The 16,952-nt window shown below is 49.2% G+C and carries 15 protein-coding genes; 14 read left to right on the top strand and 1 reads right to left on the bottom strand.

Annotation, left to right across the window (positions count from 1 at the left end; genetic code table 11):
• Positions 1-2: 2 nt before the first annotated feature.
• From AWQ23_RS10780 to AWQ23_RS10810, 7 genes are all read left to right on the top strand, one after another.
• The gene (locus AWQ23_RS10780; protein ID WP_062435279.1) at positions 3-1,058 is read left to right on the top strand and encodes a metallophosphoesterase; all 1,056 of its coding nucleotides are present in this window, start codon (positions 3-5) and stop codon (positions 1,056-1,058) included.
• 75 nt (positions 1,059-1,133) lie between these two features.
• Complete coding sequence (locus AWQ23_RS10785; protein WP_012307757.1) at positions 1,134-1,334, top strand: hypothetical protein; 201 nt, start codon at positions 1,134-1,136, stop codon at positions 1,332-1,334.
• A gap of 77 nt (positions 1,335-1,411) precedes the next feature.
• Complete coding sequence (locus AWQ23_RS10790; protein WP_062435282.1) at positions 1,412-1,984, top strand: Uma2 family endonuclease; 573 nt, start codon at positions 1,412-1,414, stop codon at positions 1,982-1,984.
• Positions 1,985-2,145: 161 nt separating this feature from the next.
• Positions 2,146-2,970: a tetratricopeptide repeat protein gene (locus tag AWQ23_RS10795; protein ID WP_232308896.1), complete on the top strand. Its 825-nt coding sequence runs from the start codon at positions 2,146-2,148 to the stop codon at positions 2,968-2,970.
• Between the two features lie 107 nt (positions 2,971-3,077).
• Positions 3,078-5,336, top strand: a complete 2,259-nt coding sequence (gene dnaK, locus AWQ23_RS10800) for a molecular chaperone DnaK (protein WP_012307760.1) — start codon at positions 3,078-3,080, stop codon at positions 5,334-5,336.
• 98 nt (positions 5,337-5,434) lie between these two features.
• Positions 5,435-6,382 (top strand): DnaJ C-terminal domain-containing protein, encoded by a 948-nt coding sequence (locus AWQ23_RS10805; RefSeq protein ID WP_030006610.1) that lies wholly within the window; start codon positions 5,435-5,437, stop codon positions 6,380-6,382.
• Between the two features lie 10 nt (positions 6,383-6,392).
• Positions 6,393-7,304, top strand: coding sequence for an RluA family pseudouridine synthase (locus AWQ23_RS10810; RefSeq protein WP_062435287.1), 912 nt, complete (start codon positions 6,393-6,395; stop codon positions 7,302-7,304).
• Here AWQ23_RS10810 and AWQ23_RS10815 read toward each other — a convergent pair.
• On the bottom strand, positions 7,293-8,159 hold the full coding sequence (locus AWQ23_RS10815) for a mechanosensitive ion channel family protein (protein ID WP_012307763.1): 867 nt from the start codon (positions 8,157-8,159) through the stop codon (positions 7,293-7,295). The genes AWQ23_RS10810 and AWQ23_RS10815 overlap by 12 nt on opposite strands.
• Before the next feature lie 200 nt (positions 8,160-8,359).
• Between AWQ23_RS10815 and psbA the strand changes: the two genes are divergently transcribed.
• The 7 genes from psbA (at position 8,360) to AWQ23_RS10850 (ending at position 16,949) form a co-directional block, all read left to right on the top strand.
• On the top strand, positions 8,360-9,442 hold the full coding sequence (gene psbA / locus AWQ23_RS10820; protein ID WP_062435289.1) for a photosystem II q(b) protein: 1,083 nt from the start codon (positions 8,360-8,362) through the stop codon (positions 9,440-9,442).
• A gap of 359 nt (positions 9,443-9,801) precedes the next feature.
• The gene (locus AWQ23_RS10825; RefSeq protein ID WP_232308897.1) at positions 9,802-10,311 is read left to right on the top strand and encodes a DUF3365 domain-containing protein; all 510 of its coding nucleotides are present in this window, start codon (positions 9,802-9,804) and stop codon (positions 10,309-10,311) included.
• Between the two features lie 23 nt (positions 10,312-10,334).
• Complete coding sequence (locus tag AWQ23_RS10830; protein ID WP_062435292.1) at positions 10,335-10,823, top strand: DUF3122 domain-containing protein; 489 nt, start codon at positions 10,335-10,337, stop codon at positions 10,821-10,823.
• Positions 10,824-11,112: 289 nt separating this feature from the next.
• Positions 11,113-11,940, top strand: coding sequence for a bifunctional diguanylate cyclase/phosphodiesterase (locus AWQ23_RS10835; RefSeq protein WP_062435295.1), 828 nt, complete (start codon positions 11,113-11,115; stop codon positions 11,938-11,940).
• 254 nt (positions 11,941-12,194) lie between these two features.
• Positions 12,195-13,013, top strand: a complete 819-nt coding sequence (locus tag AWQ23_RS10840) for a hypothetical protein (protein ID WP_062435297.1) — start codon at positions 12,195-12,197, stop codon at positions 13,011-13,013.
• A 582-nt stretch (positions 13,014-13,595) separates the two neighbouring features.
• The gene (locus AWQ23_RS10845; RefSeq protein WP_062435300.1) at positions 13,596-16,253 is read left to right on the top strand and encodes a hypothetical protein; all 2,658 of its coding nucleotides are present in this window, start codon (positions 13,596-13,598) and stop codon (positions 16,251-16,253) included.
• A gap of 138 nt (positions 16,254-16,391) precedes the next feature.
• Entirely contained in the window at positions 16,392-16,949 is a 558-nt protein-coding gene (locus AWQ23_RS10850) for a DUF11 domain-containing protein (protein ID WP_062435303.1), read from the top strand.
• Positions 16,950-16,952: the final 3 nt, after the last annotated feature.

Genomic DNA, 16,952 nt, shown 5'->3' on the forward strand with positions numbered 1-16,952 from the left:
CAATGCACGGGAATCGACGACAGTTTTTAACCTATGGGGGCTTGGCCCTAGGGAGTTTACTTATTTCGCGTGGGATTATTGCAAAATCTCAGGCGATCGCTAATCCTACACCGACTGCACTTAATGCCCCAGCCCCAGGAGAGACGCGCCTGGTTGTGATTAGCGACCTGAACAGCGCCTATGGTTCCACGGAGTATCTGTCCCAAGTGAAACGGGCGATCGCCTTAATTCCTGATTGGCAACCGGATCTCGTCCTCTGTGCGGGCGATATGGTCGCAGGTCAAAAAAGCAGCCTCACCCCAGCCCAGCTCGCCGCCATGTGGCAAGCCTTTGAACGATACGTTGCCCAACCCCTGCGCCAAGCAAACATTCCCTTCGCCTTCACCCTAGGGAACCACGACGCTTCCGGCTCCCTGCGCAATGGACAATACGCCTTTGCCGCAGATCGTCAGGCGGCCAGTCAATATTGGCGCAACCCTACCCATACCCCGACCCTAGACTTTGTTGACCGTCGTCATTTCCCTTTCTATTACAGCTTTACTCAAAACGATATTTTTTACTCAGTGTGGGATGCTTCCACCGCCCGCATTAGTCCAGCACAGTTGGCTTGGATCGAAGCCAGTCTCGCCAGTGACCAAGCCCAACGGAGTCGTTTACGGTTCGCCCTAGGGCATTTATCCCTCTATCCTGTCGCTTCGGGCAGCCGCTCAGAACCAGGAAATTATCTCCATGATGGCGATCGCCTCCAGGCTCTGCTCGAAAAATACAACGTCCACACCTACATCAGCGGTCACCAACACGCCTATTATCCGGCTCACCAGGGGCAATTGGAACTGCTCCATACTGGTGCTTTAGGAGATGGGCCGCGTTCTCTAGTTCAAGGCAATCTTTCCCCCTACCGGAGCCTCACGATGATTGATATTCCCAGGGGCGGCACAAACTTGCGCTACACCACCTACAACATGGATCGCCTGACTGTGGTTGATCACGGCACTTTACCCGGCAGTTTGAATACTCCGAGGGGACATTTGCAACGCCGCGATCTGCGGGCCACTTGAGCAAGATTTCTGGCGATCGCCAACCTGGATGCGCTAAAAATTACCTAGACTGTCGGGATTTGAGGAGAAAAACAAATGCAAGTTTGGTTAACGAGTGTTGTCGTCCTGTTTATCGCAGTGCAAATTTTTCAGCTGATCAAAGGATTTTTTGTGCCCTTGCCTTTCTACATTTTGGGGGGCGCTTTTTTGGCGATCGCCTCCAACTATGACAAAGGCATCATGACAGTCTTCAAATCAAAGGAATCACCCGACGACCAAAGCAACACCAAATCCTAATCGCTAAGGCAATCTGCGCGAAAAACTTATGTTAGCTTGAAGGCAAGGCAAGCGGTAAAGTCCCAGGTAAAAAAACCATGACCCCACAAACATTGGCAAAACCCATTTCCCCCGAAGCCTATTTAGCCCAAGAAGAACAGGCAAGCGATCGCCACGAATATATCCAAGGAGTGATTAAACCTATGGCTGGTGGGACACCTATTCACAATGAAGTTAGTGGCAATTTATATATTGCTTTAAAACTAAGACTCAAAAAAAGTCCCTATCGAGTTTTTCACATTGATCAGCGACTCTGGATTCCCTCCCAGCAAATTTATACCTATCCCGATGTGATGGTCACTGGCAAGCCCTTGGTGTTGCAGGAGGGGCGAAAAGATACCGTTTTAAATGCCTGCCTCATTGCCGAAGTGCTTTCCCCTGCGACAAAAAACTATGACCGCAGCGAAAAGTTCCATTACTATCGCTCTATCCCAGAGTTTCAAGACTATCTGCTCATCGAACCGGAGCAGTTATTTGTGGAGCATTACCATCGCCAAGGCCCAAAACAATGGAGCCTCACGGAATATACGACCATTGGTGAAGTGATTCACCTTGTTTCCATCGACTGCGATCTGGCCCTAGCCGATATTTACGAAGACATCGAATTGTAATTTTGCTTATTCACCATGGCAAATGTGTGGGAATGCGGTAAGTTAGGCGATCGCCACCAATCATCAAACTAATGCAAAGTCTTAAGGACGGGAACTTAACGCTGTCATAGCCCTCTAAGATGGAACTAGGTAACTATGCGCAGCCCCGAACGAAAATTCCCATGAACAGCAGCACCCCTTGGATCCTTTTGGGAACAGTCCTCCTCCTCGGCTCCGGCACCCCCGGATTGTCCCAGACTGCCCCTGAAACAAACAATAACGCCACCAACGCGATCCAACGGTATAACGCGGGGGTCGATGCCCTCACCCAAGGGAATTTTGAGGAGGCGATCGCCGAATTTTCAGCGGCCATTAACCTCGACGAATCCGACCCCGACGCCTACTACAATCGCGGCTACAGCTACCATGTCCTGGGGGAATACCAGGCGGCCTACGATGACTACAGCCAGGCGATCCAGCTCAAGCCCGAATTTGCCGACGCCTACGGAAACCGCTGTTACGCCGCCTATTTGCTCGACAACTACGAACAGGCGATCGCCGATTGTGACCAAGCGATTATCCTCAAAAATAACAATCCAGATTTTTTCATTAACCGGGGCAACGCCTACGACGATCTCGCGCTCCAGGCCCGCAACGCTAACCAAACCGAACTCGCCAACGGTTACCATGCCAAGGCGATCGCCGACTACAATGCAGCCCTGACCCTCCGACCCAACTATTTCAAGGCCTACTACAATCGCGCCCTGGCCCACAACCGTTTTGAAAATCACACTGCCGCCCTCCAGGACTACACCGCTAGCATTACTGGCAATCCTGAATTCGCCGAAGCCTACTACAACCGCGCCATTACCCACTACAAACTCGATAATCTCGAACAGGCGATCGCCGATATGACCCAAGCTGTCTCCCTTTTCGAGCAGCAAAACCAAGCCACAAACCAAACCCAAGCCCTCAAAATTCTCGAAAGCCTCCAAGGTCAGCTCTGAAATTCCCCAATCGCTCCGATAAAATAAAGGGCAAATATTGTTAACAATCGTGGCGCAACCTAATATATATAGATTGTCGGGCCACACCAAGGAGAATCAAAAAACGCATGGGTAGAGTAGTCGGCATCGATCTAGGAACCACAAATTCCGTCGTTGCAGTGATGGAAGGCGGCAAACCCCTTGTCATTGCAAATTCCGAAGGAGCCAGAACCACCCCCTCCGTCGTTGGCTTTAACAAAGATGGCGAACTCCTCGTCGGCCAAATGGCGCGCCGTCAAGCCGTACTCAACCCCCAAAACACCTACTACGGCGTCAAACGTTTCATGGGTCGCCGCTACAGCGAACTCACCCCCGAATCCAAACAAGTCCCCTATACCATTCGTCGCACCGAAACCGATACCGTCAAAATTCGTTGTCCCCGTCTCCGCCAAGAATTCGCCCCCGAAGAAATTTCTGCCAAAATTATCCGTCGTCTTGCCGACGAAGCCGAACGTTACCTCGGTGAACCCGTCACAGGCGCCGTAATCACCGTACCCGCCTACTTCAACGATGCCCAACGCCAGGCAACCCGTGATGCCGGACGTATTGCCGGTCTCGAAGTCCTGCGGATTATCAACGAACCCACCGCCGCCGCCCTTGCCTATGGCTTGGAACAACAAGGCAGTTCCTCGATTCTGGTCTTTGACCTGGGGGGCGGGACCTTTGATGTCTCCGTCCTAGAAGTGGGCGATGGCGTTTTTGAAGTGAAAGCCACCAGTGGCGATACCCAGCTCGGTGGGAACGATTTCGATAAAAAAATTGTTGATTGGCTCGCTGAAAAATTCCTCGAAGCGGAAAATATTGATCTGCGCAAAGACCGCCAGTCCCTCCAACGACTCACGGAAGCTGCTGAGAAAGCCAAAATTGAACTGTCTGGGGTCACGGTCACTGAAATCAATCTTCCCTTTATTACCGCCACCGAGGAAGGCCCGAAGCACCTCGAAACCCAACTCGACCGTGCCACCTTTGAGAGCCTTTGCGGAGAATTGATCAGTCGTTTGCGTCGCCCCATTAAACGCGCCCTCCAGGATGCAGGCATTAGCCCTGTGCAAATTCGAGAAGTAGTTCTTGTGGGGGGGTCTACCCGTATTCCCCTCGTGCAGGGTCTCGTGCGGAGTTTCATTGACCGCGAACCCAATCAAAACGTCAACCCCGATGAAGTAGTGGCAGTGGGAGCGGCGATCCAAGCGGGGATCCTCGGTGGAGAAGTCAAAGACATTTTGCTCCTTGATGTGACGCCTCTGTCCCTGGGCCTAGAAACCATTGGAGGAGTGACAAAAAAGCTGATTCCCCGGAATACGACAATTCCGGTGCGGCGTTCAGATATTTTTTCGACGGGAGAAAATAACCAAACCGTTGTCGAGATTCATGTGGTTCAGGGGGAACGGGAAATGGCCCAGGGGAATAAATCCCTCGGTCGTTTTAAGTTAACGGGAATTCCACCAGCGCCCCGTGGGATTCCCCAGGTTCAGGTGTCCTTTGATATTGATGCAAACGGTATTTTGCAGGTGTCGGCGCGGGATAAAACCACTGGACGGGAACAGAGTATTACGATCCAGGGTTCCTCCACCTTGACAGATAGTGAAGTGAACCGGATGATGCGGGATGCGGAACAGTTCGCCCAAGAGGATCGAGAGCGACGGGAGAAGGTTGAAAAACGGAACCGGGCCAAAGCTTTAACGGATCAAGCCCAACGCAGATTGAAGGAGGTCACCCTTGATTTTGGTAGCCAGTTTGCGAGTTATTATCGTCGCCGCATTGAGAGTTTGTCCCAGGAAATTTTAGAGAGTCTCAAACAAAATGACGATCGCCGTTTGGATCGCGCCCAGGCGGATTTACAGGATGCGTTGTATGAGCTTAACCGCGAGGTACGCCTCCAGTATGACCAAGGGGAAGATGATTCTTTCTTTGACACGATTAAGAAAACCTTGATCGGTGATGACGAGGATGATTTGTACTATGATTCCCGTTCTAACTACCGACCAGGGGCTGGCTACCCACCCCAGCGGGGCTATGATGCGCCACCACCCCAGCGCAACTATGATTACGCCCCCCGGCCACCCCAAAGACCGCAACCGACCCGCAATTATGATTATGGAGCTGCCCAACCACGTCAAAATTATGGGGGCGATCGCCCACTAGATGACCGTTACGGGAATGGTACTGCCCCCCGTCGTCCCGTGGAACCGCCCGCTTCTCGACCACCGCGACCCACCAGTCGCGATCCCTACGAACAACGGAACGTCTCCCGCAAGTATTACAGCCAAGGCCAAGGGCGCAATATCCCCTACGAAAATGATTGGGACGAGGACGATGAATGGTTCTAGACAGTTGTTTTACTTCGTAATTCCGGCATAATAAACATCACATCTGGGAACAGTGCGCCATTATCTAAGGAGAGAATTCCTCACTCTGTCGCCTAAATATGAACAATTTGCGTAACTATTATGAAATTTTAGGCGTTCCTCGTAATGCCTCTAGTGATGAGATTAAGCGCTCCTTTCGACGGTTAGCGCGGCGCTATCATCCGGATGTCAACCCAGGGGATAAGGTAGCAGAAGAAAAGTTTAAGGATCTCAACGAGGCCTATGAAGTGCTGTCCGATGATGGGCGGCGATCGCAGTATGACCAGTTCACCCGGGCCATGGGGGGAAAATACAGTCGCCCTGGTTTTAACCGCACCAATCGACCCCAGCGCAACGATTTTAGCCAGTTCGCCAATATTGGCAGTGTCAATCCCTTTGGGCCGAAAGACCGACAGCAGACCACCGCCCGGGTCCGGAGCAATAGCTACGAAGATTTTCGCCCCGGCACCACAAAAACAACCAAAGTGGCTACCCCAAAATCCCCTGCTAAACGGGATGTGGAAGCACGTCTCACCCTGCCCCTGGAAAAAGCCTATCGGGGGGGACGGGAACGGATTCGCCTCGAAGATGGGCGATCGCTCGAAGTTGATATGCCGCCCCACATGGTCGATGGCCAGCGCATTCGGTTGCGCAATCAGGGCATCAATGGCGGTAACTTATATCTCAAAATTACTGTGGCCCCCCATCCTTTCTTTGAAGTGCAGGGTGCCGATATTTACTGCCAAGTGCCCCTCAGTCCTAGCGAAGCTATTTTGGGTGGTTCCATCGAAATTCCGACCATTGACGGCCTAGTAAAAATGACCGTGCCCAAGGGGGTTAAACCGGGTCAGCGATTACGTTTGGCGAATAAAGGGTATCCTCGTAGTTCCGGCTCTCGTGGCGATCAACTGGTGGAAGTGCAGTTAGTTTTACCACCAGAAATTACCGAAGAAGAGCGGGCTTTGTACGAAAAATTACGGGAAGTCGAAAGTTTTAATCCCCGCAAAAATATTTATCAGTATTCGTAAAATTTGTAAAATGCTCAATCAAGGCTGGGTCTACCGGGATCGCGTGAAACCCTCCCAAGCGGGCCTAGCGGTCTTGGATTTTTATGCAGAATTTTATCGCCATTCAACGCGACAAGAATGGGCAGAACGTTTTGAAAATCAGCAAATTTTTGTAGACGGCAAACCGGCCACTGCCACACAACGTTTAGCAAAAAATCAACGGCTAGAGTATCATCGTCCCCCTTGGGAAGAGCCAGATGTGCCGTTAAATTTCCAAATTTTGCACCAAGACCCCCATTTTTGGATCATCGATAAACCAGCGGGTTTACCGGTGCTGCCAGCGGGAAATTTTTTAGAAAATACGTTGTTAGCGCAACTCAAAAGGCAATTTCCTGACGAAACACCAGTGCCGATTCATCGCTTGGGACGGGGGACTTCTGGGTTGATGATCCTGGGGCGATCGCCTTTGGGGCGGCAGTCACTAACACGCCAATTACGAGAACATCAAATCACAAAAATTTATCGGGCCGTCATTCCAGCGGGCGATTATCCTGATCAAATCACCATCACCACGCCCATCGGCAAAATCTGTCATCCTAGTCTGGGGAAAATCTTTGCCGCCACAGCAGATGGTTTATCTGCCCATAGTGAAATGCGAGTTCTAGAACGTCTAGCAAAAGTTTCACGGGTTGAGGTGCAAATTTTCACTGGACGTCCCCATCAAATTCGGATTCACATGGCAGCAATGGGCTTTCCCCTGGTCGGCGATCGCCTTTATCTTCCAGGGGGCTTACCGGCTATTTACGAAGATGCCAATCACAGTCCTTTGCCAGGGGATTGTGGTTATTCTCTTAATGCTTATTACCTAAAGTTTCAACATCCCCACCAGGACAAACCAATCGATTTTTTCTCGCAGCTTCAGGCGTCTTGTCTAGATTTCTGATTGCAATTGCACAGCCAAGGGAGTGAGCTGAATTGTTTCAAAGGGCATATCAATCCCTGCTGCGGTTAAAGCGGTAAAAACTTTTTCTCGGAGGGCAAAGCGTTCGGGAATATGGGTGCGCTCATTGCGTAACCAAACCTGAAGTTGGAGTGCCACATTATAGTCATTGAGAGCCGTCACCACCACTTTAGCGGGCGGTGTGTCAGTAAATATGCTGCGATCATCGACCAAAGACAAGAGGATCTGTCGTACCCGCTCTAGATTTTCATGGACGGCGACGGTGACATCAATATCGAGGCGTAACTGCGGAAAATTGGTGTAAGAGATCACCGTTGAATTGATCACGACAGAATTAGGCACCGCTAACATCCGGCCATCAACGGTCACAATGCGTGTGCTCCTTAGGGTGATTGTTTCGACGCGACCATAGAGACCATTAATTTCCACGAGGTCATCAATCACAAAGGGCCGATCCCAAAAAATGAGCAGTCCAGAAATCAAGTTAGAAAGGGCATCCCGGGCAGCAAAACCGACCGTTAATCCCACAAGTCCCAGGCTGGTGACGATTGCGGCCATGTTAATCCCAACTGCATTGAGGGCTTGGATCGCGCCAAAGGTCAAAATGGCGTAGCGAACGAGGGTCCTTAAGAAGCTGGCGGAGGTTTTATCGAGTTTTGATTTTTTGAAGGACGCATAGAGGGGCACATCAACAATCTTCCAAAGGCAGTAGAACACCGCGAAGGTAATGAGGGCAACGACGAGGTTGATTAGGCCCTGGGCAATTTGGTCACCGATAACCTCTAGGTTAAAAACGTTTTGGAGGCGATTGGCAATGCTGGTGAACAGGGTTGACATGGTGCTGCGTGGTGGTAATGACTTTAGTGTAATGGGGCGATCGCCTCTCAAGAAACGGACAGAAAAGATTATTTGCAGCTTTAGTTTCCGCAAGCCTTGTCTTTTTTAGAAACGGTGCTATATAATCAAAAGGTGATTAAGCAATAAATCGATTGAGCGATTTGCTTAGTCCCCAGTACTTTAAACTGGTACACGCAATTATGACTACACTTCTACAACAGCAAGGCTCTGCCAATCTTTGGGAGCGCTTTTGCCAATGGGTCACCAGCACAGAAAATCGTTTTTATGTGGGCTGGTTTGGGGTTTTAATGATTCCCACGCTGTTGACCGCAACGATTTGTTTTGTCCTGGCATTTGTCGCCGCGCCCCCGGTTGATATTGACGGGATTCGCGAACCGGTTTCTGGCTCTTTGCTGTATGGCAACAATATTATTACCGCCGCCGTTGTGCCGAGTTCTAATGCGATCGGTCTGCACTTTTACCCCATTTGGGATGCGGCGAATCTGGCTGAGTGGCTTTACAACGGTGGCCCCTACCAACTAATTGTGTTCCACTTTCTGCTTGGCATCTTTGCCTATATGGGGCGGGAATGGGAACTGTCCTACCGCTTGGGGATGCGTCCGTGGATTGCGGTTGCCTATTCTGCTCCGGTGGCGGCGGCGACGGCGGTACTCTTGGTTTATTCGATTGGCCAAGGATCTTTCTCGGATGGATTACCGTTGGGCATCTCTGGCACCTTTAACTTTATGTTTGTGTTGCAAGCTGAGCATAATGTGTTGATGCATCCTTTCCATATGCTGGGGGTTGCAGGTGTCTTTGGTGGTGCGTTGTTTTCTGCAATGCATGGTTCCCTCGTGACCTCTTCTTTGATCCGCGAAACCATAGAAACGGAGTCCCAAAATAGTGGCTATCGTTTTGGTCAAGAGGAAGAAACTTACAATATTGTGGCGGCCCATGGTTATTTCGGACGCTTGATCTTCCAATATGCTTCTTTTAATAATAGTCGCGCCCTCCACTTTTTCCTTGCTGCTTGGCCAGTGATTGGTATCTGGTTTGCTTCTTTAGCAGTGGCTTGTTTTGCCTTTAACTTGAACGGGTTTAATTTCAACCAATCTCTGTTAGATTCCCAAGGACGGGTGATCAATACTTGGGCGGATATCCTCAATCGGGCAAATCTGGGGATTGAGGCCATGCACGAACGTAATGTTCATAATTTCCCCCTCGATTTAGCAGCCGGAGATCAAGCGCCTGTCGCCCTCCAAGCCCCGGCAATTAATGGCTAACTGGAACTTTGAATTTGGGATTGCAGTGGCATGATGATTGCTTTGAATAATCTTGGTTTGCTCTGAATCCTGAACGAAAAATATACTCTAAATGCTCTTAGCCTCTGCCATTCAAGTAGAGGCTTTTCTTGAATTTTAAGAAGATTTAATTATTAATCCTAAAAAGCAAATTTTTCCTGAAAAATTGACTAAACTATTGAATAAAAAATGGAAAAAATACAATGAAAACTTTGCGTTTTATTCTTAAAAACAAACAATTCAATGTGAAAATGAACAGTGGTCAAAAGTCTTCACATTTTCTGATCGGCATTCTCATTAGTGTCTTGGCGATCGCCACTTTGGTTTAGCCAATTGTCCCTGTGCAAGCAGCCCCCAATCCCCCGGATTTTGCCCGTGCGGTGCAAGCCATCGAAGATCTCGACCAAATGCGGTCTGAGTTGGCCAAAACCATTGACCCGACTGCAGACATTACGCCGCAAACCATGCAGGAAGTGTGTAAGCCAGTGGGGATGAAAGCGAGGCAACTGAGTCAAGACAATGGTTGGCAAGTTAAGCAGGTGGCTAAAAAATATCGCAATCCAGACCATGCCCCCCAAAATCTCCAGGAAACCATGACGATCGCCAAATTTACGCAACATCCCGAACTCCTGAGCTATAGCCAAATCCAAGGCGATCGCCTCCACTACTACCGCCGCATTAATATCGAAAGCAGTTGTCTGGCTTGCCACGGCCCGAAGGACAATCGCCCCAATTTCATCAAAGCTAAATACTTAGATGATCTCGCCTACGACTTCAAAGCTGGCGACCTACGGGGACTGTATTCCGTCATTATTCCTAGCCTAGAAGCGGCTCCAATTAACCCTGAGTAGACCCCTCACCCCAGATTCAGCCAATGTTTTTTCTTAAAAAAGGATTGATTCTTCTCAGCTTAAGCCTGATTCTCTTGGTGAGTAACGGCGTTTGGGCAGAACCCAGTTTCGCCAGTATCCGCCAACAGGAAGAAGCCCCTGGACAAATCCTTTATCAGTCTCGCCAATCCATCCAAGACAATCACGGTCAAACTTGGCAGGTGGTGCTGTTTAAACGGGTTAAAGATAGTCGTGTCGAAACCGTTGATCTACGCCTTGTGGCCTACCCCGGCCAGGCGACTTTTATCCATCCGGGTTCTTTGAGTTTATCTGCTCCCAATCAAGCGATCCTCACAGCACCCGATCAATTTGCCACCGAAGCCCCTGCGCCCAATGTGGGTCAATTTGATTTAAAAAAGATTTTGCCCCAGTTGCCCACCGATCAAAAAGTTCAACTTAGCTTGCCCCTCAAGGAACAGACGACCATCGAGATTCCCCCGGCAGTTCTCTTGGAGTGGCGACTTATGGCCTAGGCTGAAATTTTCGTACAGGTAAACAACTCCGGACAAAGGGGAGGTCTGGGGAGGCTTCGTAGCGATGACTACTTTTTTATCTTGGTTTTGCCTTTTATATTGTCTTTATGAACTTTATGAATTCTTAGAATTCACAGCATCTTAAACATTTGATGAAGTTGTCTTGGCTTGATCGTGATAGATTTCAGCTTGGACACAAAGCTCGACACCAGCGAACCTCTCCTTGCTGGACGACATATATGGTTGTCCTACGCTTGATTCAAAAAGGTGTGACGGATAAAAACTGACTATGGCAACTGTATTCCCCCAAGAACGACGTTTTTTAGAATTAGCCCTTGCCCAGGCGATCGCCCGCCATCAGTTGACCGTCGTTTACCAGCCCCAAGTCAATCCTCAAACGACGATGGTGACGGGATTTGAAGCTCTACTTCGTTGGGATCACCCCCAGTTCGGTTCGATTTCTCCCACGGTATTTATCCCCATTGCTGAAGAAGCGGGTCTGATCCACGAGCTTGGGGACTGGGTCTTGCAGCGGGCCATAAAACAGTTAAAAAAATGGCATCAACAGTCCCAGCAAACCTTTCGGATGGCCGTTAATATTTCGGTACATCAGGTCATGGCTCCTCACTTCTTTGAGCGGCTCCAGGATCTCCTGGTGTCCCATCAAGTTGCGCCCCAACATCTAGAGCTAGAGATCACGGAGTCAGTTTTGATTGAGGATTTTCAAAATATCTGCGCCGTTTTAGCATCACTGCAAAAATTAGGCGTCAAGATTGCCATTGATGACTTCGGTACAGGCTATGCTTCTTTTAATTACACCAGGTTGTTTGGCTGGGATACCCTGAAGTTAGACCGCTGCTTCATTAAAAATTTACATTGTAATAAAGTGAATTCGGCGATCACCAAAAATCTCATTAATATGTCCCATGATCTGGGGTTTAAGGTGGTTGCTGAGGGCATCGAACATCCAGAAGAATTGGCAATGCTCAGGCAGTTTTGTTGTGATGAAGTCCAGGGATATTACTTTAGTCGCCCCCTCATGCCAGCTCTACTCGAAATTCAGCAGATTACGGGTGGTCATTTGATGCCTGGGGCGATCGCCTATTTAGCTGCCTGAGTTAAACATAGATCCGTTGCTGTAAAGCCTCGTGACAGATCACTTGTTCGATTAAGTGTGATGGTGATTACTCAAAATTGATCAGCAAAATTTTTCAGAGAACATAGATTCAGCGGTGACATCACGGCAATGTGCATCGGTAAATGGTAACGCCCACTATGATTTGATTAGGCTGAAATCGTGCTGGGCGATGATTTCATGCTTTTTCCCAGGAAGAGATCTACGTTGATGTCTAGGAGCGTCGGGAATAGGAAATGTTTAAGCTTGGGACAATTAGCCAATTTTTTTCGCTGTTGTATTTGGGATTAATGCCTGGGGCGATCGCCGCGCCGCCGGATGCGAGTCAAATTGTCTCCCTCACGGGCGATCGCCTAATGATGCAGCAGGGTAGTCACCGTCAACAAGCGGCCCAGGTGGGCGATCGCCTCGAAAATCACAGCCAAAGTTTGATCGTGCCGGGTAATAACCACTCCTTTGCGCGTCTTGTCCTTGTGGGCGATCGCCAAACCTATGACGGACTGCTTTTACAAACTGGCCCAGCCCCCCAACAGACCCAATATCGGTTTCCCTGTGTGGTTGAAGGGGGCACCATCACCTTGAGTTGGCAAAAAGGTCAGCAACGGGGCTGTGCTGAAGGTCTCCGCATTCGCCCAAACCCTGAGGGGCGATCGCCGACCCAACGTCTCAAAATCTTTGCCTATCAAATGGTGCTTTCGCCCGCCGCTGCCAGTGCTATCCCCACCGATTCAGAACTCGTCATTCAGCCCAGTGGAGAGACACCGATCTGTGTTCGCGTCACAACCCAAGACAAGCGCCAAATCGTTGAAGTGTTGTGGGGCGAAATTATCCTCAGCAGCCCCAATCACCCCCAGGGTCTAAAAATCCGTAAGGGGACGCAATACGACCAAGGCGAACTTCAGTTTTTTGATCCGGATACTCGTCTCGCAAGCCCCGCAATGCAAGCATTCTTTTCGGCTGCAGCTTGGTCAAATGCAGCAACTTCTACACCTTTGTCCGGCGAGATTCAAAATCACGTTGACGTGATCCGCACGGCTTTTGCCACAGCACAGTAAAAGATTGCGATACTGCCCTCATTGCTTTTTGACACAAAAAAAATACAAGAAATTCATCAAATCTTCTTTTTTTTGCTGAGTATGTTCAATTGATAAAGAAAAATAATTGAATATGCTGAATGTTTCTAAAAAAACCAATTGTTTAAATTTTTCATAGTAAAAATATCTGACAAACCTAAAGGGATTTACGCAAAAGAGGTTGGAATCGCATTATTCGACATCTTCAGTCAAGCCCTTGAAAAAAAAATTTACACTTTATCTTTTCCGCAAACGGTATTAATATTCCCTTCACAAAGTTGAGAGAAAGCTTGTTTAAATCTTTAAAAAGAGCAGCTGTGCTCGACCTAACTGATGGGTAATCTGAGAAAGCAAGCTGACAGGCAATATGAAATCGTTGCTTATTTACACAAAACCAACAAGTTAATTTTCATCTATGGCGCTCGCAAGAGAGTAGGGCTTCTTGTCCGCTCTTGACTGTTAGCGAATTTTTATTTGAGGAATTTTTAAGTGAACAATCAAGTTTGGCGATCGCCAAAGTGCAAAACCCCCAGAAAAAATACAATCCGTAAGCTCGCTAGTCCCTTGGTGATTGCGGGCCTCATGGCCGCCGGTCAATTCCAGCTCATCCCCCAGGCGATCGCTGTCGGGACAGCTGCTGGCACCACGATTAATAACACCGCGACAGCAACATTCAATGATCCCAGTGGTAATTCCCTAACAACCATTTCTAATGAAGTCACTGTCACCGTCGCTGAAACAGCTGGCTTGACTAACGTTGCCCAAACACCTATCGATCCAAATGGCGGTAGTGTCATCCCTGGTGATACTGTTCAAATTCCCTTTCTCATAACCAATACAGGGAATAATCCAACAGATATTTATATTCCCGACGTTACCAACATCACAGTCAATAATTTAAACTCTCCGGGAGTTTATCTGGATCTTGATAATGATGGTATACCAGACTATTTCTTGCCTTCTGGCGGTGGCACTGGTGCTCAGGAAGTTATAGTTAACGGGGATGATTCATTTAGTCCTGGTGCAGACACTACTGATCCTAATCCGCCGACCTATCAGACTAATGGTTGGGTTGTTCCCGGTATCGTCGCCGACGATAGTATTACCGTCATTGTTCAAGGAACAGTACCGACGGATGCAGATCCTGGTGATCAAATCACTGTTGTTTTAGGTAGTACCGGTTCCAACAATTCTGATGACGCTGATAGTCAAAACCGACCAGATGATGGTACTAGTGCCGATGCTTCTGATGGTGGTACAGACACTCTGGCTGCAGTTGATGAAGTTCGCACAACCAGCGAGGCGGGTGGCGCGAATGGTAACCGTGAAGCTGCCGACACTTCCGACCCCCTCACTGTTGGTCAAGGGGCGGATCAACCCCTCGCCCTCGTCACCGCTGAGAAAGAGGTCGATAGTGTTGACCCAGGCGCAACAGGTGCAATCAGTGATGACATCATTACTTACACTGGTGGTTTTGTCGTCGGCGATGAATTACCCTTTGGCTATACCGGTAACTACGCTCCTGCTGCTCTAACGGGTACTCCACTTAAGATTGACAGTTCTACCGCTGGCGGTAGCTATATCCTCGTTTCCGACGCGAAACCTCAGAACGCAGCATTTGTAGATCCAAACACAACTCCACCAACTGGTCCCAATGCGAACTGGACAGTCGTTTATACAACAGATGCTTTAACTATCGCCCCCACTGATGCAGAATGGAGTACAACTATTCCTGCAACTCCAGCAAACATCACCCGGATTGGTTTTATCTATAACACTAGTAACCTTAGTCCGATCGCTCCGGGTACGAGTGTTGGTCCATTTACTCTCTTTGCCACAGGAGCAACAGCTTCACCGGTACGGAACCTAATCCAAGTCTTTGGTACATCAGCGGGCGATCCTAACGACAACATCGTCTTTGATGAATCCGGCGACCAAAACCCTAACAACTTCTTAGGTGATACGCCTAAGGATGGTGATCCCTACGGTGAATATGATCCCGCCAATGATCCTGAGGATCTCGGTGATCCGGCAAATGAAGATGGTTCTGACCCCAATGACGGCACGCCGAACGATGGTGGCGGCAATGACACCCCAGATGGTGAACCGAATGAATTGGTTCTCACTCCTACAACCGGAGCCTTAGTCAATGGCCCGTTCAATGTCCCCGCGGCGATCGGTCCAACCAATTTCAATGATGATTTCGTTGAAAAATCTATTACAGAACCAGTCACCACCGGCGGGTCAATTGCTGATCCAAATGCTGTCGTTTTTGACAACTCCGTTAAAAATGACTCAACAGTTCTCCTCGAGAATGTTGTGTTGCGACCTATTGATCCAGCTGCTGCAGCCACAGTCTGTGCAACCTGTGACACAGCGGGTAGCTATGACAGTATCGATGAAGCAGGGGATTCCATCGACATTCCTGCTGGAACTATCGTCACTATTACTCTACCGGTTCAGCCGGGTGTAACTACCCAGCAAACGGCTACCTACTCATGGGATGCGGTTAATGATGAGTTTGACCTGACTAGTGCGAGCCAAGTTTCCATTCCAGCTCTAGCTGCTGGTCAGGAGTTAGACTATAAAGTCTCCGTAGATTTACCCAGCGGTGGTGTCGTTAACGCGTTTGATGTATTCAGCATCCCGGTTGTGGCTTACGTTAACAACGATACGAACACTACCTTTGAACCCGCGAGTGAAACTATTCGCAACCTCAAAGTGGATCGCCTCTATGCTGGCTATCTGAAGCTCAGCAAAACAGTGCAGGTATTCTATGCCGATGGTAGTTCAAGTAGTGTTTCCAGTACAGGTACCGATATTTCTCCTCAGCCCGGTCCTGGGGACGATTTACAGTATGTAGTTACTTACGAAAACATCGCCACCACTGCGCCAACTAGTCCTGCAATTGGTAATGTTCTTCTCCCGGCCAATAATGTGGTTATCCGTGAAAATGGCTTAGGTCTTGATCCAAATGCCGCTGGCAATAATTGGGCTTTAGACAATGACGGCAATAGCATTATTGACACCAGCAACGTAGTGGGTAGTGCTGTAGGTACCGGTTCGATTCAGTACTTTAATGGCAATCCTTCTATCTTAGGCTCTGAGCCAGCGACGCCTGGCACTACTGCTGCCACTGATGTCACTGAATATCGCAACAATGTTGGCGTTGTCGCCCCTGGTGCTAGTGGCACATTTACCTTCCAGCGGAAAATCAACTAACTGTCTAATTACTCTCTGTGAAGTCTGCTGGTTAGGCTTCACAGAACTCTTTGTGATGACAAGGTTCGTCGTGACAGTTGCCCAAATTTTGACGGCGAATCCATTCAATCCTTCATTTACAACAAGCTTTCCTGGATCATGAAAAAGTCTCTTTTTACAATCTTGGCTGGTATTTCCTTAGGCGTTGGCGTTGTTCCCCAGATGATGCCTCAAATTTCTCCCCAGCCTGTCCTCGCCCAAACCCAGCAGAACCTTGATGTTGAGCTAGCTGGCCATCTGCGGGTAATCGAAAAAAACTGGCGCGGTGAACAAAAAGTTGCCTGGCGTAGCCTAGAGGGTGGTTTTATGCGGCCCGCCCCCAGGGTCAAACCCGGTGACACCATTCGCTACACTGTCAGCGGCAACAATCGCACCGAACAACCCATTTCCGGCCTTGTCCTTACCGATGATCTGCCCGCCAATACTGTCTATGTGATGGGGTCAGCAGCCTCTGTGGGTGGCGCAACAATCACTTACAGCATCGATGGCGGCAAAACCTACAGTGCCAACCCGACGATTCGCGTCACCTTGCCCGATGGTCGTGTGGAAACGCGCCCGGCCCCAGCGGAACGCTATACCCATGTGCGTTGGACCTTCCAAAATGCTGTCCCTGCAAGGGCTAGCGTGAATGGCCAGTACCAAGTCCGCGTTCAATAAACG

It is taken from the genome of Picosynechococcus sp. PCC 73109 (assembly GCF_001521855.1).
Taxonomy (GTDB): Bacteria; Cyanobacteriota; Cyanobacteriia; order Cyanobacteriales; family MRBY01; genus MRBY01.